Genomic DNA, 18,796 nt, shown 5'->3' with positions numbered 1-18,796 from the left:
TTGGGTAGAATAATGGAGCTGCGAAGATCAGGTCGTGGGCAAAAAGACCCCACAGAATTACGGCCGATCTTCAACATCCATTTTGTCCTTTATCCGGATTGAAAACAGAGAAACTGTCGAGAAGCAGGGCGCCATCAAAATATGACACTCAGTGTCAGAAACGGGTATTATCCAATTTGTGGATGATGACCAGAGCGCGGGCATCACATGGGTGTGAGGCTCTGCGGCATATGTTCTGACCCGGAAGCGGTGCAGGAGATGCAGCACTGCTGAAAATGCGCAGAAAATCCGATCGTCCAGACATGCGGGATTTTCTCACCGGGCATGACTGTTCGTCCGCACCTTCATGGAGGCGGACGGGATTTTCAGAGCCGAAAATGGGGAGTCGCTGGCCTCAGGGGCGCAGGCAGAGAATTCCCGGGACATGAGCCATGTCCCGGGGGTCGTCGTGAATCAGGCCGCGAAAACCTTGGAGATGGCGTCCTGCGCTTCCTGCTGGATGGCACGCAGATGCTCCTCGCTGACGAAGCTCTCGGCATAGATCTTGTAGACATCTTCCGTGCCGGAAGGACGGGCGGCAAACCAGCCGTTTTCGGTGACGACTTTCAGTCCGCCGATTGGCGCGTCGTTACCCGGTGCGCGGGTCAGCTTGCTGATGATCTTGTCGCCTGCCAGCGTCTCCAGTGGGAATTGCTCGGGCGTGAGCTTGCCGAGTTTGGCCTTCTGCTCCGGATTGGCGGCGGCGTCGATCCGCTCGTAATAGGGCGTGCCGAGGCGGGCGATGATCTCGTGATAATGCACGCTGGGGTTCTTGCCGGTCTTGGCCGTGATTTCCGCTGCCAGCAGACCCAGAATGAGCCCGTCCTTGTCCGTGGTCCAGACGGTGCCGTCCCGACGCAGGAACGTTGCGCCCGCGCTTTCCTCACCACCAAAGCCCAGTGAGCCATCCATCAGCCCCGGCACGAACCATTTCAGCCCGACCGGCACTTCAACGAGCTTGCGACCCATGTCTTTCGCCACGCGGTCAATCAGCCCGCTGCTGACGAGCGTCTTGCCCACACCCAACTCCGGGCTCCAGTCCGGACGGTTCCGGAACAGGTAGGAAATTGCCACAGCAAGATAATGGTTCGGGTTCATCAACCCGTCTGGCATGGCGACGATACCGTGACGGTCGGCGTCGGTATCATTGGCGAAAGCAACGTCGAAACGGTCTCCCATTTCGATCAGTCGCGCCATGGCATAGGGGGAGGAGCAGTCCATGCGGATCTGCCCGTCCCAGTCGGCGGTCATGAAGGAGAAGGTCGGGTCCACCACGTCGCTGACGACGGTGGCGTTCAGGCCGTAGCGCTCGATGATAGGCTTCCAATACGCAACAGCAGCCCCACCCAGCGGATCGATGCCGATTTTCACGCCAGCATCGCGGATCGCCTTCATGTCGATGACGGAATCCAGATCGTTCACATAAGGCGTGATGAAATCATAACCCCTGATGCAGGTTTCCTGCCGGGCCTGCTCGTAAGGCAGACGTTTGACGTCCTTCAGCCCGTTGGCGAGGAACTCATTGGCCATGTCCTGAATGGCCTTGGTGATCGCCGTATCGGCCGGGCCGCCATTGGTCGGGTTGTATTTGAAGCCGCCATCGGCCGGGGGATTATGCGACGGCGTGATGACCACACCATCGGCCAGACCCGTGCTGCGGCCCTTGTTGTAGGTCAGGATGGCGTGGGAAATGACGGGGGTCGGCGTGTAGTCGCCGTTTTCGTCAATCCGGGCGTCGATCCCGTGGGCCGCAAAGACCTCAATGGCGGATTTCTGCGCCGGGCCGGACAGGGCGTGGCTGTCCATGCCGATGAAAAGCGGACCGTCGATGCCCTCGGCTTTGCGATGGCGGCAGATGGCTTCGCAGATGGCGAGGATATGGTTCTCGTTAAAGCTCGTATTGAGCGAGGAGCCCCGGTGGCCGGATGTGCCAAATGATACGCGCTGAGTGGAGATCGAAGGATCGGGTCTGCGGTCATAATAGGCTGCAATCAGGGCGGGAATATCGGTCAACTGGGAAGGAGAAAGTGTTTTACCGGCCAGGGGGCTGAGATGGGCCATTGCTTCAGATATCCTTGCATTTGCCGTTGCGCATAGACGTCGGTTGACGGTCGTAACGCATGAACGCCCTGCCTGGGCGCGTCGTTCGGGCAGGAAAACTTGTATCCGGACCGATGTCCAGAGAGGCAGGTCAGTTCTGTGAAGATTGTGCGGGCTGGCTTTGCTGGAACAGGAGCGCTGCGAGGTGCATGATTGCGCTGAAACTGCCACGGACTGAGGAAGAGCAGATGGAACGGCGTTTTCGTGCCTTGCAGAGCCTTGTGCCCCCCTGTTCGGTGCCAGTTGGGCTGAAAGAGTTCTTTGGGACGCTAGGAGACGTGATCGGGCGTGAAATTGCGCCACGGGCTGTGGAAAACGATCGGCTCGGGCGCTATCCGCGCGCCTCCATCTCCGCGCTGAAAGCCTGCGGGTTGATGAAGGCACCCCTTCCGGTTTCGCTGGGTGGTCTGGGGTTTTCACAGGCATTATCGCAGGAAGTGTTTCTGGAGCTCGGTATCGCCGATCCGTCCGTGGCGCAGATTTACAAGGTGCATGATGATGCCGTGCGGGAGTTGCTGTCCGTTGGGTCGCCGGAATTCTGTCGGCGGCTGGCGGAGCGGATCTGTTTGCAAAATGCCATTGTCGGCATGGCGATTTCTGAAAACGGGAAGCGTGCTGTCGATTTCGGGCATGTCGTGTCGCGGCCTGCTGGGTCCGGGTATTTCATTGACGGGCGCAAGGTCTATGCGACGGGAGCTGTGGGCGCGGATCTGCTGCTTGTATCATCATATGATCTGGTTGCAGGTGCAGTCCGGCTTGATCTTGTTCCTGCTGGAACAGATGGCGTGCGGTTCCTGACGGACTGGGACCGTCTAGGACAACGGGCGACGGATTCAGGAAGCGTGGTCTTGGAGCATGTGCAGACTCAGCCGGACTGGTCGGTCCTGACAGCGCAGTCGATGCCTCAGGTGCATGCTCCTTTGAGATACCAGAATGGGTTTTCGATGATTCTGACAGGAATTGGGTTGGCGGCGCTGGAAGCGGGCGTGAGGTTCGCGCGGGAGAACAGTCGTCCCTGGGCCTCTGCCCGGGTGGAGACGGCGGCTGACGATTTATTGGTAAGACGGCTCTTTGGAGAAATCGGCGCCGAACTGGCGGCAGCCTGTTCGAGTGTGCGGACGGCGGCGGCGTTGCTGGATGCTTTCGATCGGGGTGAGTGTACGCGGACGGATGTGGCTATTCCCGTTTATGCGGCGCGTTCCTCAGCCTCCCGGGCTGCGCTGCGGGCAGCTTCTGATCTCATGTCGGCGCTGGGGGCGAAGGCCACGGATGCGGTCTACGGGTTTGACCGGTACTGGCGGGATGCGCGGACGCTTTCACTGCATGACCCGGTCGAATGGAAGCATGAGGAAATCGGCAGACATCTTCTGACTGGCTGGGAGCCTGAGCCCGGGCTTTACCAGTAAGGTTCTGCCTGTTCTGCTTGTAAATCCGGCAGTGGGGATATTATTTCTGGAATAATACAATTTCAGGAACAGTTATTTCATATGAGTGCATGTTGCCGGGCTGCCTGATAATATTTCAAATTAGTTTCACATAAGGGGATAGAGGTATTGGAGTAACGAGGTGGCAATAAATCCCTGAACCGGAAGAGCCTGCATGTCCTCGACGCTAAAATCCTTCACTGAAGGTGATCTTGTCATCAGTGTGGTTGGGAATGGGGACGGCAGCGGCACCTATACGGACAATCAGGCGTCTCCCACCACGCTGGAAGAAATCACAACCACTGGCGAGGTTGTCGGCACTCTGGTCCTGCCTCAGACGACCACGGTGGTTGATGGTGTTACGGAATATGCGGTTTCAGGCGAATATGGCTCTTCGTCGGAAGGTGAGCTTCAGCTAGCGCAGGACGGGCAGTCCCTCGTCATCGGCGGCTACGGCATCAATGCCGCGACTTATAACGCAGGCGGTGCGGCCGTGTACGGCGATGCCCGTCTGGCCCAGTCCACCAGTCTGACCGGAACAAGCTATACGGCCGTTCCCCGCGTCGTTGCCGATATCAGCTATGACGGAACGGTCGATACCAGCACGGCCCTGTACGGCGTGTTCAACACCAACAATATCCGCAGCGTGGCAACGGTGGACGGAACCTCGTTCTACATCACCGGCCAGGGCGTGAAGGGCGACACGACCCAAGGCGTCTTTTACGCTGCCGACGGTGCCAGCGTCGCAACTGCCATCGACACCTCCACCGACACCCGCGTGACTGAAATCGTCAACGGCGTCCTCTACGTCTCACGCGACAGCACGCAGGGCAGCGGCGGGACGTCCAATATCGCCAGCTACGGCACAACCCTCCCGGTCTCGGCAACGCAGTCCGAAGTCCTGCCTGCGATAGACGGATCGGTCACCCTGACGGCTGCCGAAGAAAATTCCCTTAACGCCTCCGCAGTTGGCTCCACGGTCAGCCTGAGCCCGGAATCCTATTTCTTCGCAAGCTCGACCGTTATGTATGTGGCCGATAGTGGAAACCCCAAGGCAGGCGGCGTAGGCGACGGCGGTTTGCAAAAATGGACCTATAACGGCACCGCCTGGACCCTCGATTACACGCTCTCGGTCGGGCTCAACCTCGTCTCCAACACGTCCGCATCCGGCACCACGGGCCTGATCGGACTGACCGGCGAAGTGGAAGGGAACGACGTTGTTCTCTACACCACGAACGCCACGATCGGCGACCTCGACCAGACCTATCTCTTCACCATCACGGACGATCTGGATGCGACGACCGCGCCAGCGGATGAGAGCTTCACAACCCTCATGACCGCCGCCGCCGACACCAATATCCGCGGTGTCTCTTTCGCCCCGACCCAGACCTCCACCGCCAGCGCGGTCACAGTTTCCAATGGTGGTTCAAGCACCTCTGCGACCATTTCCAACGGCGGCTCGATCGTCGTGCAGTCGGGCGGCACGGCCACCGGCGCCAGCATCCTCTCCGGCGGCTCCGCCACGATTTCGGCAGGCGGCTCCGCATCCGGCGGCGTGCTGGCCCATGGCGCCACGGAAACTGTGCTCGGTTCGGTTTCCGGCACACAGATCGACGGAGCCCAGATCGTCAGCGCCGCCGGGGCCAGCGTATCGGGCGAGACCGTCTATAACGGCGGCTCGGTCGCACTGGCGATCAAGGGCGCTCTGGCCAGCGGTATTACGCTGAACAACGGCGGCATCCTCTCGATCGACGGCAACGCCGCGGCAACAGACACCACCATCCTCGACGGCGGCACCATCGAACTTGAATCCGCCAAGGCAACCCTGTCTGGCACGGTGCTGTTCTCGGGGCAGGGCACGCTTCAGATCGACAGCATCGCAAGCGCCGGATACGGCACGCTGGCCACGATTTCCGGCTTCGGCGACGCAGACGTTCTCGACGATACGGTCATGGGGACTGGCACAATGCTGACTACGACCGTCAGCGGCGGCAACACGGTCGCCACCCTCAGCAGCGGTTCGGTCACCCAGCAGTTCACCTTCGCAGGCAGCGCACTCGCCACGTCCCTCGCACTGTCAGCAGACGGCACAGGCGGCGTCGCACTCACCACTACATCCGCAGGCTCCTCCGGCTCCGGCAGCACCCCATCAAATGTGGTTTCCAGCGGTGCCACACTCTCCGGCGCGGTGGTCTCCAATGGTGACACCCTGACCGTCAGCGCAGGCGGTACCATCGTCGGCGCAACCGTCCTGTCCGGCGGCACACTCGACGTCGCAGGCACGGATAGCGGTTCGGTCATTTCGGCCGGTGGCGTGGAAAACCTCACCGGCAGTGCCTCGGGCGGCATAGTCTACGGCACTCAGACACTGGCCACATCCGGCGCTTCGATCACCAATGAAACCGTGTTGTCGGGTGGCACGGTCGCCATCACCATCAAGGGCGTCACGGCCAGCGGCACCACGCTCGACGGGGGAAGCCTCTCCATCGACGGCAACTCCGTCGCCAGCAATACTTTCCTCAAAGACGGTGGCACGCTCGACCTCCTGTCCCCCAAGGCCTCGGTCACGGGCAGTCTGGAGTTTGACGGTGCCGGAACCCTGATCCAGAGCGTCGCCCCGTCCACCACGGCCTATGGCGTGCAGGCCGTCATTTCCGGCTTCGGCGCCAACGATACGATCGATCTGGAAGGCATGGGATCCGCCGCAACCCTGAGCCGCACGGCCTCGGGCGGCAACACCCTCGTCACACTCACGGACGGCAAAACCAGCGAAACCCTGACCTTCGCAGGCGACTACGCGGCGGACTTCTTCGTCCTGGGCGCGGACAGCGCGGGCGGCCTGACCGTCACGGCGGAAGGCACACCCTGCTATTGCCCCGGCACCGCCATCCTGACCGAAACGGGAGAACGCCCCGTCGAAACGCTGGAAATCGGCGATCGTCTCATCACCCGCGATGGCACTTCCCGTCCCATCCGCTGGATCGGACGCCGCGCCTATGACGGCCGCTTTGCCGCCGGACGCACGGATATCATGCCCGTACGTATTGCCTCAGGCGCTCTGGGCAACGGACTGCCCCGCCGCGATCTGGTCATTTCGCCGCTGCACGCCATGTTCCTCAACGGCGTGCTGGTCCCGGCCCAGGCGCTGGTCAACGGCCAGACCATCACACAGGCCGAACAGGTCGATGTGATCACATACATCCATATCGAACTGGAAACGCACGACATCATTTTCGCCGAAGGGGCCGCATCCGAAACCTTCATCGATGACGGCAGCCGCGGCATGTTCCACAACGCCCGCGAATACGCCGAACTCTACCCCGACGCCGAACCCGTCGCCGCCCGCTACTGCGCCCCGCGCGTCGAGGGCGGGGAAGAACTCGAAGTCATCCGCCGCAGTCTGCGCCCCGCATTCACCCAGTCCGAAACGTCCTCCATCGAGCTTTACGTGGACATGGCCACACATGGCCGCGTCGCGGGCTGGGCGCGCGATGCAGGGCGCGCCGAGGGTAGACTGCGCCTGAGAATCCGCACCGGCGATTTGGTGCTGTGCGAAGTAACGGCCGACCGGTATCGGGCGGATCTGGAAGCCGCCGGGAAAGGCGACGGCTTCCATGCTTTCGACATCGATCTCATCGGCGGCCTGTCGGACGCGCAGCTTGCCGCGCTCGTTGTCGAACCGCTCACGCAGGACCCGGCGGACCGCATGGCGGCCTGAGCAACCCTCCCATGACCCCGCCTTATGTTGTTCCGGCGCGCCCCGCCGTCCTGCCCGGCTATCTGGACATCGCCACGCGCAGGCGGATCGCGGGCTGGGCACAGGCGGCCGGGGCACAGGCGACCCAGGTACAGGCAGGCGGGGAGGGCAGCGAACCCGCCGCCCTTCAGGTGCTCGATAACGGCAGGCTGATCGCCCGCGTCATCGCCAACCAGAGCCGCCCCGACCTGCAACAGGCGGGGTTCGGGGACGGCCGCTTGGGCTTCGACCTGCTGATCCCCGCGCCACTCAGCGCCCATGAACGGCATATCATTCAGGTCCGCCGCGAAGCCGACGGAACGGAACTAATCGGCTCCCCCGTTGTCCTCGAAGCCACCGGAACCTTCGACGACGATTTGCGCGAACTCCTGCGACAGGTCGCGGGCGGTGCGCAGACAAACCCCGAGCGCGAAAATATCCTGTCCTTCCTCGCGCAGATCGCCGACGACCTGCTGACCGATCACGCCCGCGCGGATGGCGGACAGGAACAGCACGACCACTACCGCAGACTGGCCCGTCGGCACGGCCCCGAAATCGAAGAAAAACCCCGTGCCCCGCGCGCTTTGCTCATTGACGAACGCCTTCCGGTCGCCGGGCAGGACGCGGGATCACAGGCCCTGCTGTCCCACGCCCGCGCGCTTCAGGCGCTCGGCTACGAGGTCAGCCTCGTTGCCGCCGATGACCTGTCCCCGCCAGCCGATGCACGGCACGCACTGGAAGCAGAAGGCTTCACAATCTGGCGCGCCCCGCATTACGCCTCGGTGGAAGAAATCCTGCGGCGTCAGTCCGGCGCGTTCGATCTGGTCTACCTGCACCGGATCGGCACGGCCGCGCGATATCTGAGCCTCGCCCGCCATCACCAGCCGGGTGCCATGCTGCTCTACAGCGTCGCCGATCTGCATCACCTCCGCATCGCAGGGCAGGCCGAAATCGAAAAACGCCCCGAACTCCATTCCCTCAGCAGAAGAACCCGCCTTCAGGAATGTACCGCCGCCTGGCAGGCCGATGCCGTCCTGACACACTCTCCAACGGAAGCCGCATGGCTGCGTCAGGCCGTCCCGCAGGCGCGCGTCGCCTGCGTCCCATGGGCAATCCGTAAACGCGACCACACGCCGGACGTCGCGGCCCGGCGTCATATCGCCTTCATTGGAAATTACCGTCACGCCCCGAACCTCGATGCCGCCCTCTGGTTTGTCCGTGACGTCCTGCCGGAGCTGCGCGTCCAAAACCCTGAACTTGAACTCTGGCTGGTCGGCCCGCACCTTCCGCCGCATCTGTCTTGGCCTGAAGGTGTTCGGGTTATGGGGCACGTCGCAGATCTGGATGGGTCTGTTTTCGAGCATGTCCGTCTGACGGTTGCCCCGCTGAAATTTGGAGCGGGTATCAAAGGCAAGGTTGTGGAAAGTCTTCTGGCAGGAATTCCCTGTGTCATGACATCTGTCGCTGCCGAAGGCCTGAATCTTCCTGCTTCTCTTACAGGTCTGGTTGCAGACGATGCCGCCAGCCAGGTTGCCTGTATCAGGAACCTGTATGCTGCTCCGGAAGAATGCCGCAGACTGGGGGAGTTGGCGCAGGCTTATGTGGCGGAGACTTTCAGTGCAGATCACACTCTGACCTCGCTGCGCAAAGCGATCATGACAGCACGACACCCTCGCTGATTTGCTGTTTGATCGGAATAACAGGAGCGCTATCGGCTTCAAGTCGTGCGGTTGTGCTGCGTGCGCCCGGAAGTCTTCTTTCCGTTTATCTCCATTACTTTCATATTGAAGTGGAAGAGCTGCACGCCTTCTTCAGCAATTGTGTCGTTCGTTCACGCGCCGGACGGGTTATTCCCTGAATCTATAGTCTCGGATTTATTATGATACCAACACGAAACGGAAAGCCTGTTAGGCTGATGCTTCGTCAGCATGCTGCGTGATGTTTCCATTCCCACAACATGAGATCCGTGATGACAGAAGCCCATAATCGCGAAGCGTCTTCCTCTGTTATGAAAATGATCGTCAATCGCTGGTCCCCCCGCGCATTTACGGACAAAACAATTTCTGATGAGGCTCTTCGTGAAATTCTCGAAGCCGGCCGCTGGGCTCCATCTCAATATAATTCACAGCCGTGGCGGTTCATGTATGCCCGCCGGGGCACAGAAAACTGGGAACAGTTTCTGTCCTGGCTGAAGCCGGTTAACCAGAGATGGGCCAAATCGGCCGCAGCGCTTGTTTATATTGCGTCGCGAACCACAATGATCCCACGGACAACGCCGGATCGTGTTTTCTCCCGGACACATTCCTATGATGCCGGGGCTGCTGCCATGCTGCTTCTTTTACAGGCGCATCATGCGGGTTGGGCGGCGCACACCATGAGCGGCGTCAGCGATGTCGATCTGACCCATGCCGGCCTGTGTCTGCCCGCCGACTATGCTTTTGAAACCGTGATTGCCATCGGAGAGCAGGCTCCGGCCGAGATCCTGCCGGAAGATCTTCGCGTGCGCGAAGTACCGTCACAGCGTGTGCCAGTCGATCGTATCGTGTTCGATGGGACATTCGTTGAACCGCCCGAGGTCTGAGATTTTCCTGACCTGTCGAGAGGTATGTTGATCGACAGGTCAAATTCTGCGGAGAGAACAATGTCAGGATTTGATCCGCTTGACAGAAAGCTGCTCATTCGGCTGATGCCGCTTCTCGTCCTGTGTTTTTTTTTCGCTTATGTAGACCGGGTCAATGTCAGCTTTGCTGCCGGTGACATGCGCCATGATCTCATGCTTTCAGGCACGACTTATGGACTGGGCGCAGGAATTTTCTTCATCGGTTATGTTCTTTTCGAAATGCCGGGGAATTATATTCTTGGTCGACTGGGGGCGAGACTATGGCTGTCAGTCTGCATGATTGCCTGGGGTCTGGTTTCCGCCGGTATGGCTTTTGTCGGAAATGGTACAGAATTTCTAACCATGCGTTTCGTGCTGGGCATGGCGGAATCTGGTTTTTATCCAGGAATTCTGTTTTTTCTGATGCAGGCATTTCCGGCGAAACTTCACGTGCGGGTCATCAGTTATCTGATTGTGGTCATCCCGGTCGCGAGTGCCGTTTCTTCGCTGCTTGCCAGTGTTATCCTTCATTTGAACGGAATGTGGACTCTGCACGGGTGGCAATGGTTATTCCTGATTGAAGGGCTACCCTCAATCTTTTTAGGTGGCCTTCTTTATTATTATCTCCCGGAGCGTCTGGAGCAGGCAGCGTGGCTGACTGAGGATGAGCGGGTTATTATGGCCAGCCGTCTTGCCAGTCTGCGAACATCCCGGCAGGTGCGATCGCTGGACGTGTTTCTGGGAGCGTTCAGGCTTCCTGTCGTCTGGAAAATTGCGGCCGTCTTTTTCTGTATTTCATTCGTGAGTGGCACGATCCACTTCTGGCTGCCCCAGATGATTGCCCATGCAGGCTTTGAGCGACATCAGGTTCTGCGCCTCGCTACCATTCCCTATTTCGCTGGAGCTCTGGCGCTTCTCGTCTGTGTCCGGCGAACCGATACGGCGACTGATAACAGGCGTATTCTGAGTGCCCTCGTGATTGCCTGCCTGGCACTGTGGGGCATAACTCTCACGGCGTATATTGCAGGGCAGGGGATTCTGCTCACGCTTGCTACCGCCGCACTTTTCGTAATTCTTGGTTTGATGTGGGGACTGCCGGGACGGTTCCTGCATGGAATGCAGGCTGCGGCTGGCGTTGCCTTGATCAACTCGTTCGGAAATCTCGGGAATTTCTTCGGTCCCGTGGCCTTTGCATTTCTTGCTGGCCCAACCGCTGTCTATGCCCGTGGTCTGGTTATGGACGCTTTAATGTTGGGGATTGCCGGTCTTCTTTACTGGACTCTAACCCGTAAAAAAACTTTCGCTCAGCGTGAAGAAACATCCTGAACGCGCCGCCGCACTTTAGGGCCAAAAGTCCAGATACTCGCATACCCTTATACAGTGTTGCGTGGTCCAATCTCTGGTGGGGGCGGGAAAAGGTTCAATCTTCATCCAAGGTGTGGTTGAGTATGCGGGGCTCATGGCTGGAGCGATTTATGAGGAGATGCAGGCGCCTTGCTGGTTGACAGGGGCTGGCGCCACTATGCGTATGACCGGAGCATTACAAGAGGCAATGGATGAAGAGTGCCAGCTGGATAACAAGGACTATATAGCTTGTTATTACAGAAATCTGGTAAGTGAGCGTCAATTTATGAGGTTCGTTCAATAAGATTTGCGAACAAACGGGGCCTGCATGGAGGCTGACTAAAGATCGGAATATACAGAAGTGTGTCTGCCGTGAATTTAACCCATCTTATGGAGTTAGATCGCAGATAGTTTTTCTTGATATTTTCTCAGAGCAAACAATTCCGATTGTATAAGTAATTCATTTTTCGGAAATGTTGCTTGGTGTCCCATAGGGGATTCGAACCCCTGTTGCCGCCGTGAGAGGGCGAATTAAACTCTTTTATATCAATGGCATTTTTAAATAAATGACATGTTATCAGTGCTTTATGGTGTCTCGCGGTGTCGCGTTGTGTCGTCAGGTGAAATGCTGATTGGTCCAAAATTGGTCCAGCCAGTCAGCTATCGACGACTACGGAACCGTCCATTGCATCAACCCACACGTCGTCAATAACGGATACGCCGCAATCTCATCAGGCGGGCTCATGATGCCAGTGTGGTAACACCACAGTACCCTCTCTCCTCTCCCTTATCATTCTCAGAAAAATCCCGACGCCACCAAGCAACGGGATTTTTTGTGTTTAGTGCCGGGGTTTGATGGTGTGGTATTTTCACGTGAGTGTGAGGAAGCCTTATGGGACAGATACGTCATGCCAGCGCCACGACCACGCAAGCCATGCGAGCAGCAATACAGCGATCGCAGGCTTCGCTCGCGGGACTGAGCGAGGAGTTCGGGATCAACCCGAAAACAGTTGCAAAATGGCGAAAGCGTCAGACTGCCGAAGATTAGAAGACAGATCCTAAAGAGCCGCGCTCAACTATTTTTTCCGAAACGGACGAAGCGATGATCGTGGCGTTTCGGCGCCATACATTGTTTCTGCTGGATGACAGCCTTTACCGCTCTGCAGGCCAGCATTCCCCATCTGACACGCCCGGCTCTGTGTCGCTGCTTTTAGCGTCACCGGATTTCACGTCTGCCGGACATTCAGAGAGACAAGCTCAAACTGCAGCGCTTCAAACGTTATCCCATCGGCTTTTTTTTACATCGATATTGCCGAGGCCCAGACAGCCGAAGGCAACCTGTATCTCTTTGTGGCCATTGATCGGACGAGCAAGTTTGCCGTCACACCACGGGTTGAGAAAGCTGATCGGAAGACGGTCTAGGAAACGGGTATTACGGCTTTCAACCTTTTGAGAGCCTGCCAAGTCAAGAAGGTTAGCAAGCAGTGCTTTTCTATAGATGGGGCGTGTCGTGTGCATCTTTCATACGGCGCGCTTCATTTAGAGCCGTGGCGAAGCGAGCGCGCGTTGCCTGTCCCATACGGCTCATGCCGCAGGCATCGCGCATTCTTGCAATGGCATCCTCGTCCGGGCAGTCGATGGCGATAGCGCGGCAGGCGAGGTCTACGAGGGCCGGAAGAGGGACCAGCGCCGGGTCCAAGGATTTCTCAGCCGTTAATGATGTCAGGGGCAGTCGTGGAACGACAGGCTGCCGTTCCGACCATAGAAAAGTGCCCACATCTTCTTCGGTGCGCGCTATCGCTGAAGGAATAGCGCGCTGGACGCGTTCGCGAATTTCACGACCGACGCGACTGAAGCCGTGTGCGCGTGACAGGGTCTGAATAAGAGTGTCTTCTCGAATGACCTTTGCCTGATCGATTGTGCGAACGACAAGGCGTGCCAATGTCGGCAAATAATCATCCTGCGTGAATCTGGATGGATCGGCCTCGATCTCTGAACTGGTCGTGTCATCTGATGGAATATTTTCGGGTGCCTTTGCGTAAAGGGGCTCTAAATGCCTGACCTCTTCAGGTGACGGCTCTGAGACGGGTTCGTCAGCGACAGATTCAACCTTCGGGGGTTCGGTCGAAACAACAGGTTCCTCTTCGTGCTTATTCACAGTCGCGTTCAGTAGTGCTTCAGCTTTTGCAGCGTCCCGCTCTGCCTGATCAATGCGCTTCTGACGGGCAATCTCCAGAAAGCTCTGTAGAGCAGCATCAATCCGTTCAACCTCGCGAGGGGCATTCGTCCACCAGTCCGTGGACCAGATGCGCAGAATATTCCAGCCGAGATTTTCAAGAACAGCTTGTCTCAGGCGATCTCGGTCGCGCGCCGTTGCGCTCCGGTGATATGTGGCGCCATCGCATTCGACGCCTGCGAGGAACGTGCTGGGTAAATCAGGATCAATGACGCCAAGATCCACGCGGAATCCGGAAACACCGACCTGTGTCGTGACCTCCCACCCTTTTGCCTGAAGCATCGTCGCAACTTCGACTTCGAAGAGACTGTCATACCCTCCGACAGACCCTTCATGCGCGCCGGCCAGAGCCATTGGGCCTCGTTCAGCGAACAACAGGAAGCGTCGCAGATCCCTGACACCGGCGGCGCGTGTCCGTTCTATTGCAATTTGGTCCTCCCGCAGCGATCCAAACACGATTAACTGTTCACGCGCACGGGTGATCGCCACATTGAGACGACGTTCCCCGCCGTCGCGGTTCAGGGGGCCAAAATTCATGGAGATTTTGCCTGCGATATCAGGCCCGTAAGTGAGCGAGAACAGCATGATGTCGCGCTCTTCGCCCTGCACGTTTTCCAGATTTTTCACAAGCACCGCCTCATGAGCCTGCTCACCTGTGAATCTTTCAAGAGCAGGGTCTTTGCGGACTTCGGCATCCAGAAGATCAACAATTAGTTTCTGTTGTTCTCCATTGAAAGTCACGATACCGACCGACCGATCGGTGCCGTCGCGCATGATCCGGACAGCCTCGGCGACCACCATCCGCGCCTCCGCAGGATTGGTGTGCGATCCATTTTTGCCGGGTTCATAAACCCCTTTCGGGACGAAGCGGAAAGAGACGGCCTGATCCGCCGTAACCGGTGACGGAAAGGTAACCAGATCTCCACCATAGTAAGCCTGATTCGAAAAAGCGATCAGGCTTTCATGGCGGCTGCGATAATGCCACTCCAGACTGATGGCCGGAACGCCCGCTCCGAGGCATTCGTCAAGGATTGAATCAAGATCAGTCATCTCATCGGATGTATCAGTATCAGTCGCTGCCCGACCCGCCGTGAAGAAATCCGTGGGTGGCAACTGCTTGGGGTCGCCAACCACGATGACCTGCTTGCCACGACCAATTGCGCCAATTGCGTCCCATGTTGCGATCTGGGACGCTTCGTCGAAGATAACAAGATCGAACGGATCTGCGTCGGCGGGCAGATACTGAGCGACCGATAACGGACTCATCATGAGACAGGGCGTGAGGGTCCGAAGGGCGCCTGGCATCTTTTCGGCCAATTGACGGACCGGAAGGTGACGGGTTTTCTTGGCAATCTCGCGTGTCAGAACTTTGTAATCCGGATCGTGCTGCCGCGCGGCCTCGCCGGGGATACGTCCGGCAAGGCGTGCACGGATCAGACGAATGGCCAGGGTTTTCAGCTTTTCGTCCAGTTCGCGGAACCTGATGATGCGCCCTTCATGGGTTGCAGCCACGAAACTACTCAGCAGAGCAGAATCACTGACGGCGTGCATAGTCCACCAGCGCGCATAATTTGCTTCGAAAACGGCCAGCACGTCATCTTGCGCGACTAACCCGTGTTCGATGGCTTCGATCATGGGTGTCAGACCGAGTTGCGCGGCTTGATGGCAGGCGCGGCGCCATGAACACCAGTCGCGCAATTCGCGAGTGGCCTCTTTCCAGTCCCGCAGCCTGTCCGTGGTTTGTTCGAGCCAACTGGGATTTTCGGGGGTAACCAGCCGGGTAACGTCGCTGGCACTACAATTTCCCAGTGTGTTCAGGGCAGCATCAAGGTCGGTAAATGCCGCGAGATAACGGGTCAGGGATGCGTGGATTGTTCCGCCAGGTGCCAGAAGATCCTGACCTTCTACCAGCAGAGTCCTGAGATGGGTGCGGGCAGTGAGCAACTCTCCCGTTTCGGCTGTACAGCCCGCAAGGTGGGTGCGTGTTTCCTGTCCCCAGTCAAATGCGGCGTTGATTGCGTCGAAGTCAGTATCCAGACTCCGCCACATCGGACCGATGCTTGTCTTGTGAGAAGCATTCCGGAGCTTTTCAAGAAGGGCCGCACGTTCGACAAGAGCTTCAAGGTCGTTTTCACAGTCTTCAGGCAGGGCGATGGCATGAGGTTCAAGCCGTTTGCGAATAGCCTTCTGCCCCATGGAACGGGCCAGCAGCCACTTTTCCTTGACGGTACGCCATTCTGCAAGGGTTTCAGCCAATGGAAGAGCGCGTACGCTGTCTTTCCAGCGGCTATCAAGATCTGCGGTCAGAGCGTGGCACCGTGTAACAGATGCCTGTTCCAGTAATACGGCATCGCGTGTTTCGCGGGCGTTTTCCGTGAAGCTCCATGCCGCTGCGTGGGGCAACAGAAGATGGGAGCAAAGTGCTCTGATCTGCTCAAGCCGCTGATAGGAAAGATTGTTCTGAGGCAGCGAAAGCGCCTTGGTAACACTCAGCGCCGCCTCTCTTAGTTTGTCGAGGGCGGAGAGGGCTCCATTGGCGGCGTCAAGCAGTCTGCCTTCCCACAGTGGTGACCAGTCCGTCTGCTCAAGACCTGCCAGTCTGGGTGAGACGACAACATCTCCGATATGGGCATAAAGGGTCGACAGATCCTCAACGGACTGGACCAATGTATCGTAATCGGCTTGTGAATGAACATCCGCATTGGCCCATTCCAGAGGAATGCGAACGATGGATGCTTCCTGAGCACGAAGAGTGACGCCAATTCCGCGATAGGGCGTCCAGCCATTGCGACGCGGGGTATGGAGATCGCGGACGTAAGCGTTCAGCTCAGTGCGAATGGTATCCAGTGTCTGTTTTGTCCGTGCATATTCCTCAGGCTGGAAATCCTCAAGCGCAGCCTGCGCTGTCTGAAACTGTTGCAGCACCGCCATCTTGTTCGCCTTGGGCGAGAACAGATCCAGACAGAATTCAGCAATGCCCAGTTTGGCCAGACGCGCACGTACCACTTCAAGCGCCGTCCGTTTTTCAGCCACGAAAAGGATCGTACGACCCTGTGCGAGCGTATTGGCAATAATGTTGCCGATTGTCTGGCTTTTTCCTGTGCCGGGCGGCCCGATCAGGACGAAGTTTTCGCCCGCTGCCGCGCGTGCGATGGCCTTGAGCTGAGATGAGTCGGCTTCCATCGGGCAGACGAGATCGGCTTTGGCGAGAGCGTCGTCGAGGTCACCAGCAGGATCAAAACCGTTCGATGGGGCAGAACCTGTCTGCTCGCCGTCCTTGACTCCGTTCAGCAGGCGGCTCGCGACGTCGTTCGTGGCAAGATGCTCTTTCCGTTCCAGCAGGTCCTTCCACATCAGGAATTTCGCGAAGCTCAATGTCGTCAGACTGACATGCTCGCGAATTTCCCATCCCGGAATATGTCGAAGGTGCAGCCGGAAGGCTTCGATGATTTTTGGCACATCAAGGCCGGACTCATCTTCCGGGAGCGTGTCTCCTTCCAGCAGGGGAATCCGGATATCGTATTCGGCACGCAGCATTTCCAGCAGCGTTGTGTTGATACGGGTTTCATCCCCGTGCGCCCGTAGTGTGAAAGGCGATTTGATGCTGGCTCTTTCCAGAATGACCGGAACGAGAATGAGCGGAGCGAGATACGGTCTGGATTTATCCTGAGATGTCCAGGCCAGCGCCCCGATGGTCAGGAAAAGTACGTTCGTGCCGCCTTCCTGTTCGGAGCTTCGGGCATGACGATAAATTTCGGTCAGTGCGGTCTGAAGCTTGTCCTCTTTCCGCTGGACGACGATCTCGCGTCGTTTGAGGGCTTCCAGCGCATATGCTCTGGCAGCGTCCTCGTGATGTCGTCCCTGATGGAGCGCCTTGTTTCTGGGATCATCATCGTCCATGAGCCCCGGTGCCGCGACGAAACGAAGCGGTTTGGCACTGCTGCCGGCGCGCATCTCCGCCACCATGTCTTCCAGCGCAGCCGCATCCGGGCAGTCGAGTTCAATTAGTTGCCGATCGGATTTAGGAAGGTTGAGCAACCGGTTGCGCGCGGACATGTCGAGCAGGCGATTGCACCATCTCTGCACGCGATCTGCCGGACGGTCTGGCAGGCGCTCTTCTTCACGCTCCTCACGCAATGGGGGAGGGGCTTCGAATGTCGGTTGTCCCGCTGAATCATTGGATACGGTTTCTGCCGCTTCGTTCGTTGGCGAGGCAGCAGAGGTGGAGAGGGGACGGATACGGCGCAGGCGTGCCCGGTGAATATCGATAACTTCGCGGAACGCATCCGGATCGTCATCGTCTATGTCGCGCAGATGGGCCTCACCTCGCTCGCATGCTGCGGTGAAGCTGGGTTTGCGTGCTGCCGTCGCCAAAGTTGTTTCAAAGACACGTAGATCGTCGAGTTTCAGGCGGTTGCGAATGCCAGGCAGATCCTGCACCACCGACGAACCCGCATCCTGCTGGGCCAGCCACAGGCCCGCGAAGGCGTGCCCGCGCGTCAGAACGATCAGGGGGCGCAGACCAATGGCTTCGAGACATGCGGCAAACAGGACGGTCGTGTCGAGACAGGTCGCCAGACGTTCCTCGACAACTTGTGTTGGAAGACGGATACGCTGGCCGTTTTCAACGAAAGATGCAGGTGGATTGATGTAGGTGATATCAAGGGCGCAGATAGCGCACCACAGTGCCTGAGCCTGCGCCCATACGCGTGCCTTGTCCCCCTGATAACCTTCCAGGGAAGGGGATTGCCCCGCTTGCCGGAGGATCTCGGATGCGCTGCGCAGGATACGGGCAATAGCGGGGTCATTGGGAAGTACAAAGGCGGCGAGGATGTCGGGGATACCGGACAGGCCACCCCATTCATTGCGGGCAAGCATCCGGACATCGCGTGTTGCCCTCGCAAGTTCCTGTCCTCCCGCACGGGCGACAATGGTCACGACGGCCCTTGACGCCTCGGTCTGGGCCGAAAGCAATGAGCCATCCAGTGTCAGGTCACGATCGTTCAGAACCCGAAGTTCATCGGGACCGATCTGCTGGAGCATCCACGACCGAGGCGTCAGAAAATGCGGCTCGCTGGTAATGGTTATTTCAATAACTGGATATGTATTTTCGCTTCTGTTGTCGAATTCCAGTTCTTCAAGGATCGGGACACTATTTTCCCACAGGCTGGCATTAACCGTTTCCTGTAAGACGATCCGAAGTTCGGGCTTTTTTTCTTCTGTGGTGATCTCAACGGCCTCAGAGCCTTTTTGGAAATTGGGGGTATGGGGCTTTGCATTGGGTCTGAAAGGTGTTTCACCCTTGGGATGTGGACACC

At 58.2% G+C, this 18,796-nt stretch carries 6 protein-coding genes and 2 pseudogenes; 6 read left to right on the top strand and 2 right to left on the bottom strand.

Features of this window, described 5'->3' with window-relative positions:
* Positions 1 to 453: 453 nt before the first annotated feature.
* Positions 454 to 2,100, bottom strand: a complete 1,647-nt coding sequence (gene pgm, locus JK202_RS08865; protein ID WP_211560301.1) for a phosphoglucomutase (alpha-D-glucose-1,6-bisphosphate-dependent) — start codon at positions 2,098 to 2,100, stop codon at positions 454 to 456.
* A gap of 188 nt (positions 2,101 to 2,288) precedes the next feature.
* Here pgm and JK202_RS08860 point away from each other — a divergent pair, with 188 nt between their 5' ends.
* The 6 genes and pseudogenes from JK202_RS08860 to JK202_RS08835 form a co-directional block, all read left to right on the top strand.
* Positions 2,289 to 3,545: an acyl-CoA dehydrogenase family protein gene (locus tag JK202_RS08860; protein WP_211560299.1), complete on the top strand. Its 1,257-nt coding sequence runs from the start codon at positions 2,289 to 2,291 to the stop codon at positions 3,543 to 3,545.
* Between the two features lie 193 nt (positions 3,546 to 3,738).
* Positions 3,739 to 7,281 carry a Hint domain-containing protein gene (locus JK202_RS16235; RefSeq protein ID WP_249199857.1) on the top strand — a complete coding sequence of 1,181 codons (3,543 nt, stop codon included), beginning with the start codon at positions 3,739 to 3,741 and terminating at the stop codon, positions 7,279 to 7,281.
* Positions 7,282 to 7,292: 11 nt separating this feature from the next.
* Positions 7,293 to 8,978: a glycosyltransferase family 4 protein gene (locus JK202_RS08850; protein ID WP_211560297.1), complete on the top strand. Its 1,686-nt coding sequence runs from the start codon at positions 7,293 to 7,295 to the stop codon at positions 8,976 to 8,978.
* Between the two features lie 290 nt (positions 8,979 to 9,268).
* On the top strand, positions 9,269 to 9,880 hold the full coding sequence (locus JK202_RS08845; protein WP_211560296.1) for a nitroreductase family protein: 612 nt from the start codon (positions 9,269 to 9,271) through the stop codon (positions 9,878 to 9,880).
* 24 nt (positions 9,881 to 9,904) lie between these two features.
* Positions 9,905 to 11,224, top strand: a complete 1,320-nt coding sequence (locus JK202_RS08840) for an MFS transporter (protein ID WP_349291849.1) — start codon at positions 9,905 to 9,907, stop codon at positions 11,222 to 11,224.
* Between the two features lie 910 nt (positions 11,225 to 12,134).
* Positions 12,135 to 12,652 (top strand): annotated as a pseudogene (locus JK202_RS08835) (IS481 family transposase); the annotation flags it as partial.
* A gap of 82 nt (positions 12,653 to 12,734) precedes the next feature.
* Here JK202_RS08835 and JK202_RS08830 read toward each other — a convergent pair.
* Positions 12,735 to 18,686 (bottom strand): annotated as a pseudogene (locus JK202_RS08830) (DUF4011 domain-containing protein); the annotation flags it as partial.
* Positions 18,687 to 18,796 lie beyond the last annotated feature (110 nt).

The sequence above is a fragment of the Gluconobacter sp. Dm-62 genome, from assembly GCF_018256155.1.
In the GTDB taxonomy this organism is placed as follows: Bacteria; Pseudomonadota; Alphaproteobacteria; order Acetobacterales; family Acetobacteraceae; genus Gluconobacter.
Note: the sequence above shows the minus strand (reverse complement) of the source record. Positions and strands in the feature narration are given on the sequence as shown.